This is a genomic window from Pantoea sp. X-Soil-ISGK-285, from assembly GCF_059730815.1.
In genome coordinates this window covers 414489-434806 of record NZ_AP035939.1, presented here as the reverse complement: position 1 = coordinate 434806, position 20318 = coordinate 414489, and the positions used below count along the sequence as shown (strand labels likewise).

Below are 20318 nucleotides of genomic sequence, written 5' to 3'. Positions count from 1 at the left end.
AAGCATAAGAACGCGCCGCTGCTATGCTCAGATCAGGATAACGATTCTGCACGTCGGAAAAATTATCCGATCACTAAATCGGTCAGTGAACGGGCATTCTGCTTCGCGGTAATGCAGCCGACACGTTCAGCCCGGTTTCTCTACCTTCAGGGAGTGACATTATGCTGTGGCTTGAACAGGGGCTTTACCTCAGGATTGAAGAGTTAGCGCATGGCCCCAGGCCACTGCCGCTTTCCAGCGGTTTTACCCCGCAGACGGCTTATCGCGCGCTGGGCTGTTTTAACCCCTCTGAAACATCAGATGCTTACTACATTCTTTCAAATGACCGCGATGAAATATGGTTCATCTGTAACCGTCATCTGAGAACCGTTTTCCTTGATGCCAACAACACGGCGTTTCGGGTGAAAATGCAGGAGCCAGCAGAGAGTCTGCCGGTACTCGCTGCTGCACCCGATGGTCAAATCGTCTCCTTTGAGCGCTCTGTCTGATGTAGCCTGTTACGCATCAGATAATAAAAAAGCCGCCATCGCTGGCGGCCCTGATTACGTTTAAGTCGATGCGTTATCTGTAAATCTGCCAGTAACGTTTTTTAACTCGCCGTGGCGGTCTTGATTGCCGGGCGCTGGGGCAGTATCACCAGAAGAGCGATGATGATTAGCGCCAGTGTCAGCGAGGCACCGTAGCGGCTTAGAGCGAGTCCGCCTGAGGCAAGGGGTTTGTCCAGAAAGTCGCCGACCACGGCACCCAGTGGTCGGGTCAGGATAAAGGCCGCCCAGAAGAGCCCCGTACGCGAAAGTGATGTAAAGCGACTGGCCGCCCAGATGATTGCCAGCGCGCCAACAAATAGCAGTATCCCGCCATCGTAGCCCAGCCCTTCAGTGTCTGCCGTCCAGTCACCTAAGGCCGTGCCCAGGGTTTGTGAAAACATAATAGTGACCCAGTAAAAACTCTCTGTGACGCCGTTGTTCACCGAACTGACCGCGACTGTACCGCAGGTGATTTTCCACAGGAAAAGCGAGAGGATAAGCAGGGTGCTCAGCAGCAAGGTGCCCCCTAAATATCCTATGCCCAGTGAGCGATCGGCAAAGTCTGCCATCGTCGTGCCGACGGTGGTTGTGGCCACCACGGTGAACCAGTAAATCCATTTGTTGAAACTGTGGCGATTTATCTGCACCACCACCGCGATCAGAAAGATGATGGCGAAAATCAATGTCCCGGTCAGGTAACCGAGATTCATCGACATGGTCACCGCATCGCCGCCGGTTTCACCCAGGGTAGTCGCAGCGATTTTGGTTAACCAGAAAGCCGCGGTAACGGCCGGAACTTTACTGAGAGCGTGAGAAGCTGTGTTGTTATTTTGCATAGGGTGATACTCCGGAACAGCCCAACATGGGCTAATACAGAGACGATGTTATAAGATTAATCTTAAGAAAAGGTTAAGCTAAAGAAAACTATGACAGGCATTTTGATCACAGCTTGTCACTCACTAAACCGGCATTTACCCTTTGATTTAATGTAATATTTGCTCTGTCGGAGTGCAGTGTTTGGGCTGTTTTCCCTGTTAACCTATAAGAATTAATTCTGAGTCACTCTGTTTTCTTCTTAATTTTCAGGCGATGCAAAGAGTGATAGCCCGGCGGCTTAATCAGGCGAAAATTGAAGGAAAATAGCATCAGGGCGTGCGAGCCATGCCGGGGCAGTATTGCCCTGATAATCAGCATCAGGACAGAGTGGATGGCGTGGCAACCCCGACAATCTGGCGTACCAGCTTATCGAGGCCGTTCTGATCCACTACTGCCGCTACAATATTCAAGCCATGGCGCGCAAGTTCCAGCGCGGTGGCCGCGCCAATCAACTGCGACAGAATCATACCCCAGCGCTTTTGGCAGAGGTGGCATCATTAAAGATTCTGGCCCGATCGGCCGATAAACACTGGCTCATACTTCTGACACTGAATCCCGGGTTCGCTCACTTTTGTGCGGGCAGGGCGGCACCTCAGCAGCTGCAGACGGACAAGCGCAGCGTCAGCCGCCGTCAATGGCGGGTATTCTCGCAATGGTGAACCTGTCTCCGGATCCTCCTTCAGCTACAGGCGGACATTAACGGTTATAATCAGGTCTGTAGCGACGAGTATTGAGCCTGTTTAATATCGTCAGCTACGTCGGAGTCGGCCGCCATGAACACAATGATCAAACCCTCTTTTACCGCTGTCTGGTCTACAGATGCCCAGGGTATCTGCGTCGCCAGTCAGGAAAGCCCTGCTGGTCTGATGCCTGAACTGAGGGGTGTGACGCTGAGTTCATGGCTGAGACTGGCACAGGCCGACGACGATGCAAAGATCGCGCTGCAACTGACCGCAGCGCTTGATTTCCTGACGCCTTTTCATATTGAAGTGCCGATCCATTGTCTGGATGGCAAGACGCGTCGGGTTATTGTATCTGGCCTGCCGGATCGCCAGCCTGGCACGTCCCGTCTGCAGTATAACGGCTTCATTCTTGATGTGACCGGACAGCGTAAAGCGCTGGAAGATGCGCTGCGCACGGCGGCAGAGTATCGTCTGTTAATTGAAAACAGCACCGATCTGATTGCCCATTGCGACGCGGATGGCCGGTACGTTTCAATCTCGCCCTCTTATAGCGAAATGATTGGCTGGACAGCCGAAGAAGTTGTCGGTCAGCTGGTGGTGGATTTCCTGCATCCCGATGACCGCGGCCCCGCCTCTGAAGCTCTGGCCTGCATCTTCAACGGGGGAGTGCTGCCGGATGTCGTTGAGGTGCGCAAGCTGCATCGTGACGGCCACTACATCATTCTGGGCACCAAAGCCTGTGGCGTCATCAATCCCTCTACCGGCAAAAATATCGGTGCAGTTCTGGTGTCGCGCGACATTACGCGAGACAAAGAGAGGATGCGCAATCTGGAGAAGCTGGCAACGCTGGATACGCTGACCGGGCTGCATAATCGTACCTGGATCAACGACCAGGTTGGGCGCATGCTGGCGAAGGTGGATGATGAGGCCTACACGACGGTGATGTTTATCGATCTTAATGGCTTTAAGGCGGTGAACGATTTGATGGGCCACGCGACAGGGGATGCCTTGCTGCAGCAGGTCAGTGAACGGTTGCAACGCTGTATGCGTCCGGGCGACTCACTGGCGCGATTGGGCGGAGATGAATTTGTTGTGGCGGCAAAGTGCAGAAATCGCGACACAGCCGCTGCCATTGCCCTGCGTATTATTGAAAGTCTGCACGCGCCATTCGCCATTGATAATATGGACGTACGCATTGGCGCGGCTATCGGTATCAGCCTTGCCCGCTTTGGGACGGCATCGGCCAAAATATTATTCGAAAACGCGGATAAAGCGATGTACCAGGCCAAAGCCCGACGTGATGGGTCGTATCAGTTTTTTGAGTCAGAAGAGCCTTAGTCGATGCATATGATTGCTGGTATGACCTTCCGGATTTAATGGTAATGGATCTTACGTTTAACGCTTTGCCGCCTGTTCCCGCAAGGATACATTTCCTGAACGCCTGATTAAACCGCCTAATATTCTGAAACCGCGCGCCACAGCAGAAAGATTTTCTGTTTCAAGCACAAAAAGAAGTCTGTTGCTGATGACCAAAATCTATGTGCGAGACAGGCACCTGAATTCACTAAAACGTCTGTGATGAACTGGCCTGAGTGACTTCGCGGAACTCCGCGTACGGCAATTCATTGTTCCTGCTGAACTCATCTTCTCATTAACCTGACGCTATCGACAGGCAGGAACGCCACCCTGGTGGAGTTCATACAGACTCATCGATATCCCGTCCATTATCATAAACCGTCTGCGCCTGTTCCATCGATCCCCCATGTTGCTTTGCCCAGCTCACCAGCGCGATAAAAGGATCCTGCAACGTTCGGCCCAGCGGCGTAATCGCATATTCCACCGCCACAGGGGAGGAAGCAATCACGTGGCGGCTCACTAATCCGTTGCGTTCCAGCCGTCGTAATGCCTCCGTCAGAGACTTATGTGTGATGGGGTCGAGCCTGCGCTTGATGGCGTTAAAACGTGAGGGCTGGGAGCACAACACGGTCAGGATCAGTACTGACCACTTGTTTGCCACCTGTTCCAGGATAGGGCGCGTGCTGTTTATCTCTGCCAGCACTACGGTGATATCAGTGGTCATTTGGTTTCCTTGAGGATATCTGGTGTACATCAGGTGCGTAATTGACACTAAATATAATAAATATACCATCAGGTGTCTAACCCCTATCCGGAGTGGTAATGATGAAACTAAGTGGAAAGATCGCCCTGGTCACCGGTGGTAGTAGCGGTATTGGCCTCGCTGTTGCTCGCCGTTTTGTTCAGGAAGGCGCACGGGTTTTTATAACGGGCCGACGTGAAGCACAGCTGGCTGAGGCTGTAGCGCTGATTGGCGGTGAGGTCGAGGCGATTGCGGGTGACATCACCCACACAAGCGACCTTGAGCGTCTGTTTGAAACCCTCAATGCCAGGGCTGGCAGACTTGATATCCTCGTCAACTCGTCTGGCGTGTCAGAACCTGCGAGCCTGGAAGAGACCACGGAGGAGCACCTTGATCGCATCTTTGATCTGAATGTGCGTGCCATGGTGTTGACGGTGCAGCACGCGGTACGGCTCATGGGGGAGGGCAGCAGCATCGTGCTGGTGGGGTCGATCGCGGGAAGCATTGCTAATCCTGGCTATGCTGCCTATTCCGCCAGCAAAGCAGCGGTGCGATCCTATGCCCGCACCTGGAACAGCGAGCTGGCACCGCGTGGCATCAGAGTTAATACACTCAGCCCTGGCCCAACTGATACGCCGATGTTTAGCCAGGCCAGCGATGAAGTAAGGCAGACACTCAGCGAACGGATCCCGGCAAAGCGGCTGGGTAATCCTGATGAAGTCGCGGCTGCGGCCCTGTTTCTGGCCTCCGATGAAAGCAGTTACGTCAGCGGCACCGAACTGGTGATTGATGGCGGGATGACTGCATAGGGGATTAGCGGCGGACGTTGCGGGGTTGCTCGATGGCATGGCGGGGAGGGTTTTGACTCATTGAGAAGCTCTCCCCATGCTATTCCAGCTAAGAACATTTCTAAGACTGGTATTTCATTCCTGGATTTGTTCTGGTCCCCCTTTATTGTTCAGATTCAGAAATAACTTCGCAGCGTAAAATCATATTGCGTCAGTTTATTATTTCTGTTGGATTTTCACTTTCGGGAGACCAAAATTTAGTACTCATTGTATTCATTGTGAGGCAGAACGCCGGTCCATGATTTCTTTCACGTAATGCTCTATAACAATGTGATGTTCATGGCTTATCTGAGAAATGAATGTTTGCAGGAAATCGGGTGTGGAGTGAAGGGTGTTCGTGACCAGTTTATCGAAGTCTTTCTGGGTGAAGTGGTCATAGCCTGTTAGCGTCGAACGCTGGAGCAAGGTATGCGCAGTAATTTCGAGCACGGCACGTCTGTAATCATCGGAAAGCAGAATATCCAGATCGTGCCGGCTAATCTCAAAGGCAAATTCATAGCTGATAAAAGCAGAATCGACAGGCAATGAGTAGGTCAGTTTACCTTCCTCCTGTGTCACATGAGGTTCGTATCCGTCACCCATGAGGCGAACTGATTGCATATTAATCTCCTGATCTTTCAGACCTGAGTTGTTACTTCAACAGTCTAAACCACCGATATCGATATTATTCCGCTTCTGACGACGAGCGCAAATACTCACAATATCAGATCGTTCGATAGCGGAAGTTCCCGGTTGTTCACCTGTTCGCCAACGGCAAAACTGACAAAGTGGTATGCCTGTTACGGAGAGTCATGTCAACCGTGAGCAGTGAGCTAAAGTTTTCCAGGTGACTTTATGAGCCGGTCGCCTCTCCCCGCTATTGTCGAGACAAAAATAGCAGAGAGGAAGTCGTCGCTTACACGTTCTGGAAAAAACCATCAGGCGATGCTTCTGAAAGGGTCTTTAGCGACCAGCCCACACCGCTGGTTTTCTTGTCTGCCACGGATAAGCGCTTTCAAGCTGACCCGCCAGTGCCAGCAATAAATTCTCCTGATTAAATCCTGCACAGAACTGCATGCCAATCGGCAGATTATGGGAGGAAAGGAAGCCCAGAGGAACAGACATCGCGGGGGGTCCGCACACGTTCGCCAGCGCAGTAAACGGTGACTGATTGAAAACGTGATGTTAGCGCATCGACTGGCTGCTTTGAGCGAAAAGCGGTCGCTTAAATTGTGACATGGAAGCATCTCGATTATTCGTGTCTTTACGCATAGAATTTGATAACTTGAGTTGCCCCACCACCTTAGAGTGCGATCCTACTAATAAAGGAATAAATAATGAAAGCAAGGTTGCTTTTAAGTCTATTACTTTTGGCAATGTCATTTAATGTCGCTGCATTTACTCAATTCAAACCAGCAGTCTTAAATGCTGCTCTTTTGTTCGAGCATGATGCAACTACCGGGAACGTAAAACATAGCCTCCAGTGGATCCGAGATATTTACGGTAAACTTCAGGCGATGACAGAAGTTAGATACGATCGTAACGGGTGCTTTACTAATATCAACATGGTTGATAAGGCAAATGGCCATGAATTCCATTTGGTAAACAAAGATGGTGTACTGACATCTTTTAAAGGTCAGAGTATTACCGGAAAAATCAATGAACGCTGCGAAATCACTGAGCTTGAGAATGAAAAAGGCAATTATGTACTCAGCTATAATGTGCGCGGATTGCTTGAAACAATCGCGGACAAAGACACGGGCGAAGTTGTAAAGCGATATGAATATCACAATAGCCAATTTCCTGTGCGTATAAGAAACTATAAAGATCGGAAGGACACGCGTATCTTTTATCCATCCGGAAGTGCGCAATTTGTTGACTCAGAGAGCGTATCAAAAACAGGGGACTTAATTGTCCGACTGAAGCAAAGCTGTGCTTACACCGCTGATGGTAATGCAGATAAATGCTCGCTGATCGCCTCCACTAAAGACGACTATCGTAGCTCAATCTTGATATGGATCTCTAATCACGAAACGGAATATTTCTGAATCTATTAAAAATATCAAAGCCAACGCAACCTCTCCCGAGAGATTGTCCTGCTTCCTAATTTTTAATGCCATTGAAATATTATCAATGTCCGCTCCTAGCACGAAGCGGACAAGCTAACTGAGCTAGAGGCCGCTATGAGCGAGGAGCGGACATCAGGTTAGCCGGTATTATGGGTGCCGCCTGTAATTTTCCCGGACATACGTCTGTAGTTTTTAATGGTCGCACTGGAAAGGCTTGCTGCCGTATCTACGATGACAAAGCTGAAAGTGTTTTCAGTTATCAGGGGACTAAGATCTGTACAGGCAATAAGAAGAGCCTCCACATTAAGATTTGCCACTACAGACATTAAATTCATCCACTCTGCCTGTACACCGGAGTCATGAAAACCTTTCGTTTTAATCCGTCTAATTAGCGATGTGGTCATCTCACGAAGCAGAGGTGGATCAATAATCTCTTTGCCAGAAGCTTCTATCCGCGCCTGATAAAAACCCGCTTCCAGTGTAGGTTCCGTAGCCAGTACAGCAATCCTGGTTGCCTCTGCAGGCAGTGACTCAAGTGCAATGTCTGCGATATGCAGAAGTGGGATACCGGAGCTCACCGCCTTCATTTCGGCAAAGTAGCAGTGCGCAAGATTACAGGGAACAGCTATCAGACTCACTTTGGCCCTGACGAGTTCGGTAATACCCTGCTGCAGGGTTGCGATCATCGCATTATCATCAACTTTCTTGCCAGGCCAGAAAGGTGTCGGCAACGAGATAATATGCATTTTAGGAAAATCCATATCATATTTCGCTCCGTACCCGATGTAACAGTCTGTTACCAGCATATCAACGAAGGGGGCTGTGGAGCGGGGTCCCATTCCTGCAAGCACACCTATAGAAAAAGTCATTGTCAGTGCCTCCTTTTAAGATCTTCTTTCCGCTTAACAAATTATCGCTAAGTTGCCTGCAAAATTACAGACGAACGGAATGAACATGCCGGAGGTCACTCAGAAAGGTGCAGGTGAACTGCCGCAATTGATCAACACATCATGATGCGGAGAGAGCAGGCTTCAGGCACAAAGCGGACCTACGCTCCGGGAGGTCCGCTATGAGCGAAAAGCGGGCATTCATAACACAGCCTTTTTTGACGCGAGAATAGCTTTTATGAACGATGCCTGAAACCATCTCCTCTTAGTGCAGAGATAGCTACACTGACAAAGCCATATGCCCATAAGCCGTCACGTTCTGTTTATTGCTTGTCCTGGCGCAGTTTTTCCAGTAACTGCTCTGCGCCTTTGTCCACTCCTGTTTCTGCCGCACTCATTGAGCCAAACGTTGCACCCACGTTCATAGCATTGGGGTACTGTTCCGCCACGTAGGCCAGCAGGAGTTCACCGGTTGCGGCATCTTTCACTTCTACGGCATAGTTGACGTAACCGCTCATCAGTCCGCGCCCGCCTCGAACAGACTGAACGATATTATAAGGGCCGCCTGCCAGGTCGAATTTCGTAAAGGTTCCCACAACCTGTGGCGTGGTGTCCGCGCCGGTCAGCGTCAGCTTAAGCCGGAGAGAAGGGGTGTTCCCGGCGCTGTTGATGACAGTAAACTTCTCCCGCAGCACGTCGGCAAACTTCTTCTGCATGTAATCTGCCAGATTGCGTCGGTCTTCCTGAGACAGGTCATTAAACTGTGCGTCGCTGCCGCCATAGATTTCAACGGGATCGATAGTGATGCTGCGGTATTTGCTCCAGTCAACCGGGGCGGTGTAGCGAAAGGGGATCCGGTCGCTGTCATCAGCTGTGTTGGGCGTCATCCGGGACGTGGCCTGAATGCCGGAATATTTTACCGGTGACGTGGACGAACATCCCGCGGCGGCAATGACGGCGATCAGGATAAGCGAGCGGGACAGCTGTTTAGTGAGGCGAATCATAAATATTCTCCGGTTACTTTTTGATATAATGAACTGTACGGTATAGTTAATATGGTTTATCCTGACACTGTCAAGAAAATGTTTCATCGCGTGTCGGTAACTTTCACATGAGGAGTGCGGAATGCTTTATTTAAACCCGGAAGTTTCGTCGTCAGGCATCACGTGCAGGCTCCGTTCTCGGCTGACCATCGCGCCGGTACTGAGGGAGGGCAGGCCGGAGGCGATGCGGGAAGTGGGTGCTGAGCGCTACTGTATTATCCTGAGCCTGCCGCTCCGCTATTCCGGTCTGCCAGTGCGGCGCAGGCTGATAAGAATGATGCTGACGCTGCAAAAATATGGCGAAGCCAGGATCAGCCCTGACAGCCCGGGACGAGACGCCTTTACACCGGCAGCGGACTATGCGCGGAGCGTTATTGATACGGCAATGCTGCGTGGAGAGTTGCGCTGCCGGCCCTCTGGCGAAATGGCTCATGCCTACCTGAAGCAGACGGAGGAGTTACGGAGCCTGATGGCTGGCCTTCAGCAGGATAAGCCGCTGCTCCGTAAAGAAGTGAGGCGCAGAACAACTGATTTTCTGCTGCTGTATGCGGCAGGTGCAGGAGCATGAAGGTGCTGCTTATCAGGACCGTTCTGGCGCTTGTGTTTATTGCCGGCGGCATTCTCACTGCATTTGACGCCCAGGTCAGCTGATGAATGGCTGGCTGATGGCCGGTGCGCTGGAAAACACGTCGGCGCGGCAATGGTTCGTATACGGGGTCATGTTACTGATCGTGGCAGGTACCCTCCTCAGAACCGCCGGTAATCTCTCTGAACTGGGCCGTCTACGCCGGTTCGGGCAGCGCCGGGCCGGATACTATGCCGTCAGGGTGTGGGGGGCCTCATCAGGGCCGGTGCAAATATTTCTGGTGGCTGAATGCCTCATTGTGAATGCGCTTTCTGTGCTGCTGCTACTGATGCTCAGCGATGTCACCCTCTGGTGAAAATCCTGCAGCATCTGTCCCGGCTCAAAGGGATTCGTGTTTTCAGAATCCCACAATGGAAGACTTTACATGAAAGAGAATACAATGATGAAGAAACTGTCAGTGATTAACGGCGGGGGTTCCTGGATGGACTGGAGCATCCTGATTTTATTTGGTGCTCTCGCGGTGACCGTCATAATTATGTGGTGGCACGTCATCATTAACGTAAAAGAAATCGTTCATATCCGGCGCCTGAAAGCCCGCCGCGGAAGAAAATATACAGAGGGGGCCTGGGGAGTCCACCAGAACTCGTTAATGACGCTGCTTGTTGCAGAAATTATGGTGGCTATGGCCATAAGCACCCTGATTGTGGTCATGCTGTCGGAGGTATCATTTTAGCCGTGCACAGGCGGTATCAGAAAATTGCCCGCCTGAAGGCGGGCTGGTAAAGTTCAGATGTGGCTGCCGATGGAAAGACACCCGGTGAGCATCAGTACGGTCATGCCGGTAATGAGGCTGTAAAAAAGACGCATATTAGCTCCTCAGAATAAAGAAACGCAGCCGCTCAGCAGAAGCGAACACACGGTCAGACCTGCCACCAAAATGAAACGATTAAGCATTGATATAACCTCTCTATAATTAAACTGTACCTATCAGTTTATATATACCCAGAGAGTAGTCAACTGCTTATGGTGAGTAATCCGTCTCTGCTCGTCAGGTCAGCGTGGTGATGCACCCGATATAAATATCTCTACAGCACTTTTCACCATCGCGATGATATCTTCACGCGTATAAACCGGCATCTTGTACCGGAGAAAGAGCTCATCAGCCTCGGCCTTTACCAGCGCAGAAAACTGTTTAGCCCTAAGGTCGGGGCGGGCGGGAACAAGGTCACCAGCCTCGATATGCTGTTTCATCAGCGCTGCCAGAGCGTTCATGCTTTCGCGGACACCGGACTCATAAAAAATATCGCCGATGCCGGAATGTCCGGCCTCTCCGATAACCATGCGATACAGCTGGAGCCCCTTCCAGTCCGATGTCATTGCACCCAGCATGCCCTCACCAAAGCGCTGCAGCCTTTCAGCCAGGGGCAGATGACGACTGTCCTGACTGTAAATATCGTCCGCCGCGCGCGTAAGAAAATTGGTTCCGTAGGCCCTGACGACGGCGTCAAGAAGGCTTTCCTTGGAGGAGAAATAGTTATAGAGCGTGGCTTTGGAGCACTCTGCTGCTCTGGCCACAGCATCCATGGATGCGCGTTCGTAACCCTGACCGAGAAAGACGGTCGTGGCGGCGTTAAGGATGTCAGTTCGTTTTTTTTCAGTCAGTGTTCGCATGTGGTTTCTCCCTGTAAACAGGCTCATGTTAACAGAACCACATGGTTCATTAAAGGCGTGCATTTTTAGTTTCAGTATCCAGATTGCTGACTCTGAACTGCTCCTCATAATTAATGGAATGCAGACTCAGCAACGTCCGCTTATGGCACAAAGCGGACTGACGGCAGCCCAGGGTCCACTATGAGCGACAAGCATAAGTCGCTGCTGCGTAAGCCTGAATAGAGCTTTGGTGGTGCGGCGGGCGAGAAGAACAGTCCGCATTCAAAAAGCTTTCTCGATGGCGTCAAAAAGTTCTTCGACGATTTGACTCGCTAAGCGGAAACGCTGCGGTAAACATAAAAAGCTCCTGCTGTGCAGGGGCTTTTTTTTATTGCTGTACTATTCAGCAAAACGTATCCGTTAGGGGGTACTTAAAAATTTTTCTCATGTTTCCGCTTTCGTTGTCGATAACCTGATTGCTGGTTGAGTGATGATTTCACTCAGCATTTTTTTCATTTCAGGCGATAAGGATATTTATGAACAAGCTTTGTGTTGCGGCGTTGTTGGCTCTGAGTTTAACCGGCTGTGCGCAGCAGACTTTCGTAATGAAACAGAATCAAGTTGGCGCGGCGACGAAAACCACCAGCCAGCCGTTCTTTGTTTCAGGTATCGGTCAGCGTAAGAGCATTGATGCGGCGCAGGTGTGCGGCGGCCAGGAAAAAGTTAACCGGGTTGAAGTGCAGCAGACGTTTGTTAATGGCTTACTGAGCGTGGTGACATTTGGTATCTACACGCCACGTGAAGCGCGCGTTTATTGCGCCATCTGATAATGCCTCAGGCCGGTTCGCCGGCCTAATCCTGCGCCTGTTATTAAATCGCATTAGTATATTGTAACTATTAAATTCTGCTCTCGCACCGCTGCGCGGCTCGCCTGCTGACGACATTACCCGAAACGAGTTCAGGCAATGTCGTCCAGCCTGGTAAAAGCAGTGGTAAGCTGTTGATGCGTGTCAGTCGGCTTTGAGCGAATAACGGACATTGCTAAAAGCGTTTTGTAAGGATTAACAGGGAGCAGGTCAGTCGCCTTCATCACTTATACGCATAAAAAGATCAAGCCTAAGGCATGCATCTGCGCGGGCATCCAGATGCGGTTTTTCGCACCTCCTCCAGCTAACTCCTCCACATGCCGACTTCAATGATGACGTCGCGTAGCCCCGCACCGGTTAAATCTGACGATAGAGAAAGTAATGTTTTCACTGATGATTTGTCCTAAAATCATGATCATTGAGTAAAAACGATGGCTGCAATCAGATTCATAGCATCATAAGCCGTGAAACAGTCAATCTGCATTTCAATTATTTCTACAAAATGAGGTCAAATTGAGGCCTTTAAGACAAGCTGCTACGGAGTGACTGGCATGAGTGAGTTAGTGACAATGGCTTTGAGGGTCCCACCTGATGACGAATAAACAGGGTGTTTTGATTGTTAACCTTGGAACACCAAAAGAACCAACGCCTGTTGCGGTAAAGAAATTTTTATCTAAATTTCTGCATGACTACAGAGTGGTCGACTTACCTAGAATCATTTGGTGTCCCATTCTACATGGCGTGATTATCCCATTACGTGCAAGGCGAGTGGCGAGATTATATTCTTCGATTTGGATGGAGGAAGGTTCCCCTCTCATGGTTTACAGCGTCAGGCAAGCCCGTGCGCTTGAAGAAGTGACAGGTATGCCCGTCGAGCTGGGGATGAGTTATGGCGAGCCGAGTATAGGTGGTGCAATTGACAGGCTACTGGAAAAAGGCGTCGATAAAATTATCGTCATTCCTTTGTATCCCCAGTTTTCATCTTCGACCGTTTCTTCTGTTTGGGATAGCGTGAGCCGTCACCTGCAGATAATGAAGAACCGGTATACACCCTCCATAAATTTCATCAATGACTATGCCGATCACCCTGCCTACATTGAAGCGTTAAGAGCATCCGTTCAGGCATCTTTCGAAGCTAACGGCGTTCCAGATGCATTGTTAATTTCATATCATGGTATACCGGTAAGGTTTGTCAAAGAGGGGGACCGATACCAGGAAAGATGTGAGTTAACGACAAAATTACTCATTGAAGCAATCAATATGCCGTCACTGAAAATATTGATGACGTTCCAGTCAAGATTCGGCAGAGAGCCATGGTTAACGCCTTTTACTGATGAGACAATTAAAAATCTACCGAATGAAGGAATAAAAAGCCTGCAGGTAATCAGCCCGGGGTTCGCATCAGACTGTTTAGAAACGCTTGAGGAGCTTGATGAGCAGAACAGGGAGATTTTTATGCATGCGGGTGGTACATCGTTTACTTACATACCGGCGCTTAATGATAAACCGATTCATATCGAGATGCTGCGACAACTTGTGAACCTTAATCGGTTTCAGGGATGATTTTCACACTCTTGGGAGCAGGATGTTGCAGGTGTCAACATTCATAGTGAAACCAGAAGTGGGCCCTCCCGGACATGTATGTGATACGTGCCGGGGCGGCGTTATAGGGGCCGCCTGGAAAACCAGCCACTCCAGCTGCAAGCAACTGCCTTGTACGTGGGTATGAGTCGGAGATTATTCGTGGGCAAGTCAGCTATGAGCGAGGAGCGGACGTTTAGTATTTACGGGTACGCCTGCGCTGGCGCACCCGGTTACACTCAGGGCTTCCAGCGGCGCAGAGAGGTATGGTCTTCATACGGCAGCTTTGAAGGTAAAGAAATTAGTTCAATGACGCTACCCCACGGCGTGCGGCCGTAACAGAAAAAGTTATTCTCTCCCACCTCAGTTGGAAACATCAGGGGCTGAGGAGAAGTAAACATTTTCCCGCCAGCCTGCTCGAACAGGCTGATAGCCTCGTTGATGTCATCAACGTAAACAGCAAAATGCTGCAGGCCATAATCGCTGGGTCGCACGGGCTGACTTTGCTCTGGCCCCTTCATTTCAAAAAGTTCCAGTCCCGGGCCGTGCTTCAGCTTCATCATTCTGACCGTGGTAATTTTCGTTCCCGGGAACAGGTTCAGAATATTTTCCGTTTCTTCGCCTTTTACGTCATCGTCTGAAGGCGAGACGGAGTCATAAATAACTTCTGCACCAAAGGCGTCAGAAAAGAAGCGGGTAGCCTCATCAATATCAGAAACGGTAATGCCGACATGGTCCATACCGCGAATAACGTTGGTAGACATAGTTTTCTCCCTGTGGTTGTTCAGATGTGAGTGATGTTATTAATCAGCCCTGGCGGGCCGCCATTGTCGCGAGCGCACTAAGCTGAGCCGAAATATGGTCACGGGTGTCCGCATCCGTTATGTGGCCGGATTTTGGATCAAGCCGGGATGAGGCCTGTCCAATCATGACCTCTGGCTTGTTAAGCACTCTGCCGTCGAGAAACACCAGAATCTGGCGCAGGTGATACTGCGCCCTTGCGCCACCTATGGCACCGGGTGACGCAGTGATTATGGCGACAGGCTTACCGGCGACAGGGGTATCCGGAAGACGTGAAAGCCAGTCCAGCGCATTTTTCAGGGCACCCGGCACAGAATAGTTATATTCAGGTGTGACAATAATCAGGCCGTCTGCTGCCGCTATCGCTTGTCCCATTTCCACAACCGATTCAGGAAACCCCTGAGCCTGCAGGTCAGCGTCGTAATGCGGTATTTCTCCGACAGAGCTGAGCGCGCTGACATCCACGCCTGCCGGCGCCAGCAGGCTAAGATTGCGGGCTACGACGGCGTTAAAAGATTCCGCGCGAAGACTGCCCAGCAGTGAGACAAATTTCAAAGGTCTTGTCTGTGACATGACTGCTCCCCGTGTTTTTAAGATGGATACGCCGACAGGTGCCGGCACTTTGTTTTCGGACTGACTTAAGCCTGGTATAGAATTACACATCGATAAACACGCTATGTGTCGCCAGAGAGTCAACTTTATGTCTACCGGTTTTACAGCGGAATCCTTGCGAGGAATCACGACTTTTGTCACAACGGCCAGGTCCAGCAGCTTTACTGAAGCTGCGGAGCAGTTGGGCATTACAAAATCTGCCGTCGGAAAAAGCGTGGCGCGGCTTGAGGAGAGGCTGGGAACGCGGCTGTTTCACCGCTCAACCCGTAAGCTAAGCCTGACCAGTGACGGAGAGGCCTATCTCACCAGTTGCCTCTCTGCGCTGGAAATTCTGGACTCGGCTGAAAATACGCTCAGCCGGCGGCAGGACAATCCTGCCGGAACGGTGCGTATAGACATGCCGGCATCATTAGGACGCAACCTGATGATGCCGGTGCTGCTTGAAGTGATGAATCTTTATCCAGCCCTGCGTCTGGTGTTGACCTTTAACGACCGTCTGATTGATCCGGTTGAGGAGGGCGTTGACCTGGTACTGCGCCTGGGCGAACTGCAGAGTACCGATGAGCTGATTGCGCGTCGTCTGAGCCGGCAGCGCCTCATGCTTTGCGCATCTCCCGCTTATGTTGAGCGGCATGGTCAGCCCTTTGATGTCGAAGCGCTAAAAAAACACTGCTGCATTATGGGGTACCGGCGGGGGGCGCCGCTTGCCTGGCGGCTGCGGCCAGCCGGGGAGCGGGAATTAAAGTTTATCTCGGCCTCGGCACACCAGATAAGCGACGGAGACGCCATGCTTCAGGCCTGCCTCGCAGGAGCAGGTATTGCCCAGTTTCCGGAATCGATGGTGAACAGCCATATTGATGAGGGCAGGCTTGTTGCTGTTATGCCCGATCATATGCCCGTACCCGTCGGGCTGAACGTTGTCTGGCCCCGGACAAGGCATCTGATCCCCAAGGTCAGGCTTATTGTCGATGAACTGCTGAGTAAAGCCGAAAATGGATACTTTGGCACTCTTAAGTAGAATTTTTGTCACCACTCAGGCGATTTCAGGGCTGTTTATCAACTCTAAGCAAGCTTATATCCTGTTTGTCCTGCTGCCATCACCGTGTCATGTGCCGGTTCTCTAAACGAAAGCCGGCACGTGTTATGCGCAGCTCAGACAAAAAAATAGGTTAACTGACAGGATATTTGTTATGCCACTTGCTCTCTGGGCGCTGGCGATTGGTGCATTCGGTATCGGTACGACTGAATTCATCATTGCCGGCCTGCTTCCCGTTATTGCCGCTGATTTCAACGTTACTATTCCCGTGGCCGGAAATCTGGCAACGGCTTATGCGCTGGGTGTTTTTGTCGGCGCGCCGGCCCTGATTATTCTGGGCTCAAAAGTGCCCCGAAAAGCCATGCTGGTTTTTCTGATGCTGCTGTTTGTGGCGGGTAACCTCGTTACGGCCTTTGCGCCCACGCTGGGCATTGCCATTCTGGGCAGGATCATCACGTCTCTGACTCACGGCGCCTTCTTTGGTATTGGTTCGATCATTGCTGCCGATATGGTTGCGCCGTCTAAGCGGGTAAGGGCGATTGCATTCATGTTCATGGGACTGACCGTAGCAAATCTTATTGGTGTTCCCGTCGGTACCTGGATCGGGCAGCATCTTTCCTGGCGGGATGCTTTTATGGTTATTGCCGCAATTGGAGTTGTTACGGTTATCAGCGTCGGTATGCTTATCCCGCATCAGCCCCGTCCGGAGAACCATAATTTCGCACACGAGTTTAATGCCTTCCGCAACGTCAATGTTCTGCTGGCGATGGGCATAACGGTCTTTGGGCCGGGTGCATTTTTTACCTCCATTACCTATATCGCACCCATGATGATCGAGCTGACCGGATACAGCGAAAGCAGCCTGGCATGGCTGATGCTGCTGTTCGGTCTGGGGCTATTTGTCGGTAATCAGTTGGGCGGCAGATATGCCGATCGCGCGCTGATGCCGATGCTTTACGTCACCCTGGCCGCTCAGGCCGTAGTCCTGCTGGTATTTAACTTTACTGCCCACAACCAGGTCATGTCAGCGGTCTGTATTTTTCTGATGGCTGCGTTTGGGTTTGCGACCGTGTCCCCCATCCAGAAACTGGTGATGGACAAAGCGCGAGCGGCAGGGGCTCCGACGCTGGCTGCAGCCGTTAACATAGGTCTCTTCAATCTCGGTAATGCCCTGGGTGCATGGCTAGGAGGGGCAGTTATAGCGGCGGGCTTTGGTCTTCAGTCGCCTGACTGGGCAGGCGCGATACTCTCGGTTATAGCGCTGATTCTGGCGGTTATATCCGGACTGACTGACAAAACCGGGCATAGCGCTGCTATGCGTTCTGCTTCTCACAGTGAGTAACGTCCGCTTCTGGCGCTGAACAGACGTCGATGAGTTACAGGCGCTGCCAGATGGAGCGGAAAGAAACAGTTTACTGGTAATCCCGTCATTGACAGTGAGATGGTAAAACACCTCACTTAAAGAGCAGCAAGAATGGCGGATTCCATTTTCTCCGGGGTGGTGGTCGGGGCAAAGCGTTTGATCGGTTTGCCGTCGCGTCCGATCAGGAACTTAGTGAAGTTCCACTTAATACGACCACCCAGCACGCCGGGTAATTCATCTTTCAGGTAACGGAAAATCGGGTGCGTTGAGGTGCCATTGACCTCAACTTTCCCGAACATCGGAAAACTCACACCATAGTTGATGTGGCATGTCTGCGCGATTTCTTCGGCACCGCCGGGTTCCTGCTTTCCGAACTGGTTGCAGGGAAAACCCAGCACCACCAGCCCCTGCGCGGCGTACTTTTTATAGAGCGATTCAAGACCTGCGTATTGTGGCGTGAATCCACAATAGCTGGCGGTATTAACCACCAGAACCACCTTGTCAGCGTAGTCGGCCATCGGGATAAGCTGGCCATTCAGACTGGTGGCAGTGAGTTGATAAAAGGGAGACATGTCGCAATCCTCAGAGCAAAAACCGTATGGCGTTAACATTACCACAGAGTGCATAACGACAGCGGGGTCTGGGAAGCAGATGCTTAGTTAGCAGGTCAGGCATCCTGGCTTCAGACGCTACCACAAGGCTTAATGATTATTTCTCACTTCAGATCTGGTTGTTATTCCTGATGAATTTCAACCACGACTTTACCCTTTGCATGTCCCTGTTCAAGGTAAGCCAGGGCATCTTTTGTGTCTGCAAATGGGAACACCCTGTCGATTACCGGTTTGATGTGTTCTGCTTCTATAAGTTTGCCGATTTGGGTGAGTTGATCGCCATCAGGACGCACAAAGAGAAATGAATAATCCAGACCGCGCTTTTTTGAAAGGCGCATAATTTTGCGACTCATCAGGGCAAAAATCATCCGCAGCAAGATATTCAGCTGCCGGGCTCGCGCGAAATTAACGTCTAATGGACCGACCAGCGAAACAATCTTTCCACCAGGTTTAAGAATCTGCATGGATTTTTCAATGGAATCCCCCCGCAGCGTGCCGAGTACAAGATCGTAGCCGCTCAGCACGGTTTCAAATTCCTGCTTTTTATAGTCAACCACTTCATCTGCGCCCAGCCGACTCACCCACTCTACGTTGGCTGAACTGGTCGTCGTCGCTACCCGGGCGCCAAGATGCTTTGCCAGCTGAATCGCAATAGTGCCAATCCCTCCCGAACCTGCCGGAATAAACACTTTTTGGCCTGGCCGCAGATGTGCTCTCTCTGTAAACGCCTGCCAGGCGGTGAGGCTAACCATCGGCAGTGAAGCAGCCTCAATGAAATCCATATTTTCAGGCTTAAAAGCCGCGAGACTTTCAGGAACGCATGCAAAATCGGCGAGTGAACCTGTTCCCGTGTCGAAAATGCTGGCGAAGACTTCATCGCCCGGCTTGAAACGTGTCACCCGACTTCCTGTTGCAATCACCACGCCTGACAAATCACTGCCCAGCGTCGCCGGAAGTTTAAAATGCAGAATCGGTTTGAAAATTCCGCCGGGGATCATGTTATCAATGGGATTCAGACCAACGGCATAGACTTTTACCAGGATTTCATCGGCAGCGGGGGAAGGGTAATCTACATTTTCAAATCCCAGCTCAGGTGATTTCCCGTAGCGCTTAAACGTAAAGGCTCGCATCGTCCTGGTTTTCATTTGGTGTTTATCCTCTGATGTTTAGCACTGACGTGCTTTCAGGTGCCTCTGTTGCTGAGCAAAAAAACGGCTCCGCGAGCAACGTAATAAATAATGGAATAAGGTTTTGCCGGTTAATATGCTCATGCCACCATTAAGAGATTCATGGTCGATTTACCGTTCAGCAGAACCCTGTAAAAGGTTCTGCTGAGCAGGGCTTAGCTAAAGGGTTTTGTATCGCTCTGCGGCCTCTTCCTGTCGGATGTCCGAGAGCAGACCCTGACGGGAGGCATCAAGAACATCCCAGCGATCAGCTTTATGTAATGGCGGAATCGTCACGTGCTCGCGGCGGTCAAAACCCGCCAGAGCGGCGTCAACCAGTTCGCCCACTTCCATCATTTTTGAGGCGTTACTGATGTCGATACCGGCACGATCCCAGATTTCGGTGTACGTACCTGCAGGGAGCACCGCCTGGATATAAATGCCTTTTGAAGAGAGCTCAACGTTCATTCCCTGAGAGAGGAAAAGAACAAAGGCTTTTGTTGCGCCGTAAACCGTCATTGCAAATTCCGGGGCGAGTCCGACTACGGAACTGATATTGACGATCGAACCTTCTCTGGCTTCTGCGAACCGGCGTGCTGCAGCAGTGGCCAGTCTCGTCAGGGCAGTGACGTTAAGCGCGATAAGGCGTTCAATGGAATCAGGCGTCTGCTCGGTAAACGTGCCGGACTGAGCGATACCTGCGTTATTGATAAGAGTGCCTATCCGCGTGTCTTCCCCGAGGCGTGCTTCAACAGCAGCTAAATCACTCGCCAGCGTGAGGTCGGCAGGCAGCACATCGACGGAAATATGATTTTCCTGTCGCAGCCGTTCAGCAAGCGCCTCTAATTTCAATTTGTCGCGAGCAACCAGAACCAGGTCATGTCCACGACGTGCAAAGCGCTCAGCGTAAACAGCACCAATACCCGTTGATGCGCCTGTAATGAGGACTGAAGTACGAGTCATAGTTTTATCTTCTTCATTTGTTTGATAAAAATCGCCGTTAGCGATATAGGGTTAACCGTGATACCTGAAGAGT

The 20318-nt window shown here is 51.0% G+C and carries 23 protein-coding genes and 2 pseudogenes; 12 read left to right on the top strand and 13 right to left on the bottom strand.

The window, feature by feature from the left end:
• The first annotated feature begins 161 nt into the window (after positions 1-161).
• Positions 162-488 carry a hypothetical protein gene (locus tag AC6I8B_RS21365; RefSeq protein WP_157353337.1) on the top strand — a complete coding sequence of 109 codons (327 nt, stop codon included), beginning with the start codon at positions 162-164 and terminating at the stop codon, positions 486-488.
• Between the two features lie 101 nt (positions 489-589).
• Here AC6I8B_RS21365 and AC6I8B_RS21360 read toward each other — a convergent pair whose 3' ends face one another.
• Both AC6I8B_RS21360 and AC6I8B_RS21355 read right to left on the bottom strand, forming a co-directional pair.
• Positions 590-1363, bottom strand: coding sequence for a COG4705 family protein (locus tag AC6I8B_RS21360; RefSeq protein ID WP_033773733.1), 774 nt, complete (start codon positions 1361-1363; stop codon positions 590-592).
• Positions 1364-1720: 357 nt separating this feature from the next.
• Positions 1721-1870 carry a hypothetical protein gene (locus tag AC6I8B_RS21355; protein ID WP_157353338.1) on the bottom strand — a complete coding sequence of 50 codons (150 nt, stop codon included), beginning with the start codon at positions 1868-1870 and terminating at the stop codon, positions 1721-1723.
• A 306-nt stretch (positions 1871-2176) separates the two neighbouring features.
• On the opposite strand from AC6I8B_RS21355, the gene AC6I8B_RS21350 reads away from it, so the two are divergent.
• Positions 2177-3424, top strand: coding sequence for a sensor domain-containing diguanylate cyclase (locus tag AC6I8B_RS21350; RefSeq protein WP_157353339.1), 1248 nt, complete (start codon positions 2177-2179; stop codon positions 3422-3424).
• A 358-nt stretch (positions 3425-3782) separates the two neighbouring features.
• Here the strand turns inward: AC6I8B_RS21350 and AC6I8B_RS21345 are convergent, their stop codons facing one another.
• The gene (locus AC6I8B_RS21345) at positions 3783-4166 is read right to left on the bottom strand and encodes a winged helix-turn-helix transcriptional regulator (RefSeq protein ID WP_157353340.1); all 384 of its coding nucleotides are present in this window, start codon (positions 4164-4166) and stop codon (positions 3783-3785) included.
• A gap of 98 nt (positions 4167-4264) precedes the next feature.
• On the opposite strand from AC6I8B_RS21345, the gene AC6I8B_RS21340 reads away from it, so the two are divergent.
• Entirely contained in the window at positions 4265-4993 is a 729-nt protein-coding gene (locus AC6I8B_RS21340) for an SDR family NAD(P)-dependent oxidoreductase (protein ID WP_157353341.1), read from the top strand.
• A 252-nt stretch (positions 4994-5245) separates the two neighbouring features.
• On the opposite strand, the gene AC6I8B_RS21335 is transcribed toward AC6I8B_RS21340, so the two are convergent.
• Positions 5246-5632 carry a hypothetical protein gene (locus AC6I8B_RS21335; RefSeq protein ID WP_157353342.1) on the bottom strand — a complete coding sequence of 129 codons (387 nt, stop codon included), beginning with the start codon at positions 5630-5632 and terminating at the stop codon, positions 5246-5248.
• A gap of 342 nt (positions 5633-5974) precedes the next feature.
• A pseudogene (locus AC6I8B_RS21330) lies at positions 5975-6175 on the bottom strand (amidase); the annotation flags it as partial.
• 173 nt (positions 6176-6348) lie between these two features.
• Here AC6I8B_RS21330 and AC6I8B_RS21325 point away from each other — a divergent pair.
• Positions 6349-7059, top strand: a complete 711-nt coding sequence (locus AC6I8B_RS21325) for a YnfC family lipoprotein (RefSeq protein ID WP_033773736.1) — start codon at positions 6349-6351, stop codon at positions 7057-7059.
• Between the two features lie 158 nt (positions 7060-7217).
• Here AC6I8B_RS21325 and AC6I8B_RS21320 read toward each other — a convergent pair whose 3' ends face one another.
• Both AC6I8B_RS21320 and AC6I8B_RS21315 read right to left on the bottom strand, forming a co-directional pair.
• Positions 7218-7949 carry an aspartate/glutamate racemase family protein gene (locus tag AC6I8B_RS21320; protein ID WP_157353343.1) on the bottom strand — a complete coding sequence of 244 codons (732 nt, stop codon included), beginning with the start codon at positions 7947-7949 and terminating at the stop codon, positions 7218-7220.
• 341 nt (positions 7950-8290) lie between these two features.
• Positions 8291-8971 (bottom strand): DUF3313 domain-containing protein, encoded by a 681-nt coding sequence (locus AC6I8B_RS21315; RefSeq protein ID WP_157353344.1) that lies wholly within the window; start codon positions 8969-8971, stop codon positions 8291-8293.
• 121 nt (positions 8972-9092) lie between these two features.
• Here AC6I8B_RS21315 and AC6I8B_RS21310 point away from each other — a divergent pair, with 121 nt between their 5' ends.
• From AC6I8B_RS21310 to AC6I8B_RS21300, 3 genes are all read left to right on the top strand, one after another.
• Positions 9093-9578, top strand: coding sequence for a hypothetical protein (locus tag AC6I8B_RS21310; RefSeq protein WP_232526466.1), 486 nt, complete (start codon positions 9093-9095; stop codon positions 9576-9578).
• 82 nt (positions 9579-9660) lie between these two features.
• A complete protein-coding gene (locus AC6I8B_RS21305; RefSeq protein WP_033773740.1) occupies positions 9661-9951 on the top strand; it encodes a hypothetical protein in 291 nt (96 codons plus the stop codon).
• A 69-nt stretch (positions 9952-10020) separates the two neighbouring features.
• Positions 10021-10329, top strand: coding sequence for a hypothetical protein (locus tag AC6I8B_RS21300; RefSeq protein WP_232526467.1), 309 nt, complete (start codon positions 10021-10023; stop codon positions 10327-10329).
• A 320-nt stretch (positions 10330-10649) separates the two neighbouring features.
• Here AC6I8B_RS21300 and AC6I8B_RS21295 read toward each other — a convergent pair whose 3' ends face one another.
• Positions 10650-11267 (bottom strand): TetR/AcrR family transcriptional regulator, encoded by a 618-nt coding sequence (locus tag AC6I8B_RS21295; RefSeq protein WP_157353345.1) that lies wholly within the window; start codon positions 11265-11267, stop codon positions 10650-10652.
• Between the two features lie 180 nt (positions 11268-11447).
• Between AC6I8B_RS21295 and AC6I8B_RS21290 the strand changes: the two are divergent.
• The 3 genes and pseudogenes from AC6I8B_RS21290 to hemH all read left to right on the top strand — a co-directional run.
• Positions 11448-11582, top strand: a pseudogene (locus AC6I8B_RS21290) (molecular chaperone DnaJ); the annotation flags it as partial.
• A 200-nt stretch (positions 11583-11782) separates the two neighbouring features.
• Positions 11783-12073 carry a Bor family protein gene (locus tag AC6I8B_RS21285; protein ID WP_010259114.1) on the top strand — a complete coding sequence of 97 codons (291 nt, stop codon included), beginning with the start codon at positions 11783-11785 and terminating at the stop codon, positions 12071-12073.
• Between the two features lie 630 nt (positions 12074-12703).
• Positions 12704-13675, top strand: coding sequence for a ferrochelatase (gene hemH / locus AC6I8B_RS21280; protein ID WP_157353346.1), 972 nt, complete (start codon positions 12704-12706; stop codon positions 13673-13675).
• Positions 13676-13932: 257 nt separating this feature from the next.
• Here the strand turns inward: hemH and AC6I8B_RS21275 are convergent, their stop codons facing one another.
• Both AC6I8B_RS21275 and AC6I8B_RS21270 read right to left on the bottom strand, forming a co-directional pair.
• Entirely contained in the window at positions 13933-14457 is a 525-nt protein-coding gene (locus AC6I8B_RS21275) for a VOC family protein (protein WP_010670676.1), read from the bottom strand.
• Between the two features lie 43 nt (positions 14458-14500).
• Entirely contained in the window at positions 14501-15067 is a 567-nt protein-coding gene (locus AC6I8B_RS21270; RefSeq protein WP_033773748.1) for an NADPH-dependent FMN reductase, read from the bottom strand.
• A gap of 127 nt (positions 15068-15194) precedes the next feature.
• Between AC6I8B_RS21270 and AC6I8B_RS21265 the strand changes: the two genes are divergently transcribed.
• Positions 15195-16124, top strand: coding sequence for a LysR family transcriptional regulator (locus AC6I8B_RS21265; protein WP_157353347.1), 930 nt, complete (start codon positions 15195-15197; stop codon positions 16122-16124).
• A 172-nt stretch (positions 16125-16296) separates the two neighbouring features.
• Complete coding sequence (locus tag AC6I8B_RS21260; RefSeq protein ID WP_157353348.1) at positions 16297-17484, top strand: MFS transporter; 1188 nt, start codon at positions 16297-16299, stop codon at positions 17482-17484.
• A 116-nt stretch (positions 17485-17600) separates the two neighbouring features.
• Here AC6I8B_RS21260 and AC6I8B_RS21255 read toward each other — a convergent pair whose 3' ends face one another.
• From AC6I8B_RS21255 to AC6I8B_RS21245, 3 genes are all read right to left on the bottom strand, one after another.
• Positions 17601-18077 (bottom strand): glutathione peroxidase, encoded by a 477-nt coding sequence (locus tag AC6I8B_RS21255; protein ID WP_157353349.1) that lies wholly within the window; start codon positions 18075-18077, stop codon positions 17601-17603.
• 161 nt (positions 18078-18238) lie between these two features.
• Positions 18239-19261 carry an NADP-dependent oxidoreductase gene (locus AC6I8B_RS21250; protein WP_157353350.1) on the bottom strand — a complete coding sequence of 341 codons (1023 nt, stop codon included), beginning with the start codon at positions 19259-19261 and terminating at the stop codon, positions 18239-18241.
• Between the two features lie 201 nt (positions 19262-19462).
• Positions 19463-20245 carry an SDR family NAD(P)-dependent oxidoreductase gene (locus AC6I8B_RS21245; protein WP_157353351.1) on the bottom strand — a complete coding sequence of 261 codons (783 nt, stop codon included), beginning with the start codon at positions 20243-20245 and terminating at the stop codon, positions 19463-19465.
• Between the last annotated feature and the right edge of the window lie 73 nt (positions 20246-20318).

Bases quoted from the DNA above. Each gene is read 5' to 3' on its own strand.
- AC6I8B_RS21360 (WP_033773733.1), bottom strand. From the start codon at position 1,363: ATGCAAAATAACAACACAGCTTCTCACGCTCTCAGTAAAGTTCCGGCC.
- AC6I8B_RS21285 (WP_010259114.1), top strand. From the start codon at position 11,783: ATGAACAAGCTTTGTGTTGCGGCGTTGTTGGCTCTGAGTTTAACCGGC.
- AC6I8B_RS21270 (WP_033773748.1), bottom strand. From the start codon at position 15,067: ATGTCACAGACAAGACCTTTGAAATTTGTCTCACTGCTGGGCAGTCTT.
- AC6I8B_RS21260 (WP_157353348.1), top strand. From the start codon at position 16,297: ATGCCACTTGCTCTCTGGGCGCTGGCGATTGGTGCATTCGGTATCGGT.
- AC6I8B_RS21250 (WP_157353350.1), bottom strand. From the start codon at position 19,261: ATGAAAACCAGGACGATGCGAGCCTTTACGTTTAAGCGCTACGGGAAA.
- AC6I8B_RS21340 (WP_157353341.1), top strand. From the start codon at position 4,265: ATGATGAAACTAAGTGGAAAGATCGCCCTGGTCACCGGTGGTAGTAGC.
- AC6I8B_RS21345 (WP_157353340.1), bottom strand. From the start codon at position 4,166: ATGACCACTGATATCACCGTAGTGCTGGCAGAGATAAACAGCACGCGC.
- AC6I8B_RS21245 (WP_157353351.1), bottom strand. From the start codon at position 20,245: ATGACTCGTACTTCAGTCCTCATTACAGGCGCATCAACGGGTATTGGT.
- AC6I8B_RS21305 (WP_033773740.1), top strand. From the start codon at position 9,661: ATGAATGGCTGGCTGATGGCCGGTGCGCTGGAAAACACGTCGGCGCGG.
- AC6I8B_RS21295 (WP_157353345.1), bottom strand. From the start codon at position 11,267: ATGCGAACACTGACTGAAAAAAAACGAACTGACATCCTTAACGCCGCC.
- AC6I8B_RS21355 (WP_157353338.1), bottom strand. From the start codon at position 1,870: ATGATTCTGTCGCAGTTGATTGGCGCGGCCACCGCGCTGGAACTTGCG.
- AC6I8B_RS21255 (WP_157353349.1), bottom strand. From the start codon at position 18,077: ATGTCTCCCTTTTATCAACTCACTGCCACCAGTCTGAATGGCCAGCTT.
- AC6I8B_RS21275 (WP_010670676.1), bottom strand. From the start codon at position 14,457: ATGTCTACCAACGTTATTCGCGGTATGGACCATGTCGGCATTACCGTT.
- AC6I8B_RS21315 (WP_157353344.1), bottom strand. From the start codon at position 8,971: ATGATTCGCCTCACTAAACAGCTGTCCCGCTCGCTTATCCTGATCGCC.
- AC6I8B_RS21320 (WP_157353343.1), bottom strand. From the start codon at position 7,949: ATGACTTTTTCTATAGGTGTGCTTGCAGGAATGGGACCCCGCTCCACA.
- AC6I8B_RS21335 (WP_157353342.1), bottom strand. From the start codon at position 5,632: ATGCAATCAGTTCGCCTCATGGGTGACGGATACGAACCTCATGTGACA.
- AC6I8B_RS21350 (WP_157353339.1), top strand. From the start codon at position 2,177: ATGAACACAATGATCAAACCCTCTTTTACCGCTGTCTGGTCTACAGAT.
- AC6I8B_RS21265 (WP_157353347.1), top strand. From the start codon at position 15,195: ATGTCTACCGGTTTTACAGCGGAATCCTTGCGAGGAATCACGACTTTT.
- AC6I8B_RS21300 (WP_232526467.1), top strand. From the start codon at position 10,021: ATGAAAGAGAATACAATGATGAAGAAACTGTCAGTGATTAACGGCGGG.
- AC6I8B_RS21365 (WP_157353337.1), top strand. From the start codon at position 162: ATGCTGTGGCTTGAACAGGGGCTTTACCTCAGGATTGAAGAGTTAGCG.
- AC6I8B_RS21325 (WP_033773736.1), top strand. From the start codon at position 6,349: ATGAAAGCAAGGTTGCTTTTAAGTCTATTACTTTTGGCAATGTCATTT.
- AC6I8B_RS21310 (WP_232526466.1), top strand. From the start codon at position 9,093: ATGCTTTATTTAAACCCGGAAGTTTCGTCGTCAGGCATCACGTGCAGG.
- hemH (WP_157353346.1), top strand. From the start codon at position 12,704: ATGACGAATAAACAGGGTGTTTTGATTGTTAACCTTGGAACACCAAAA.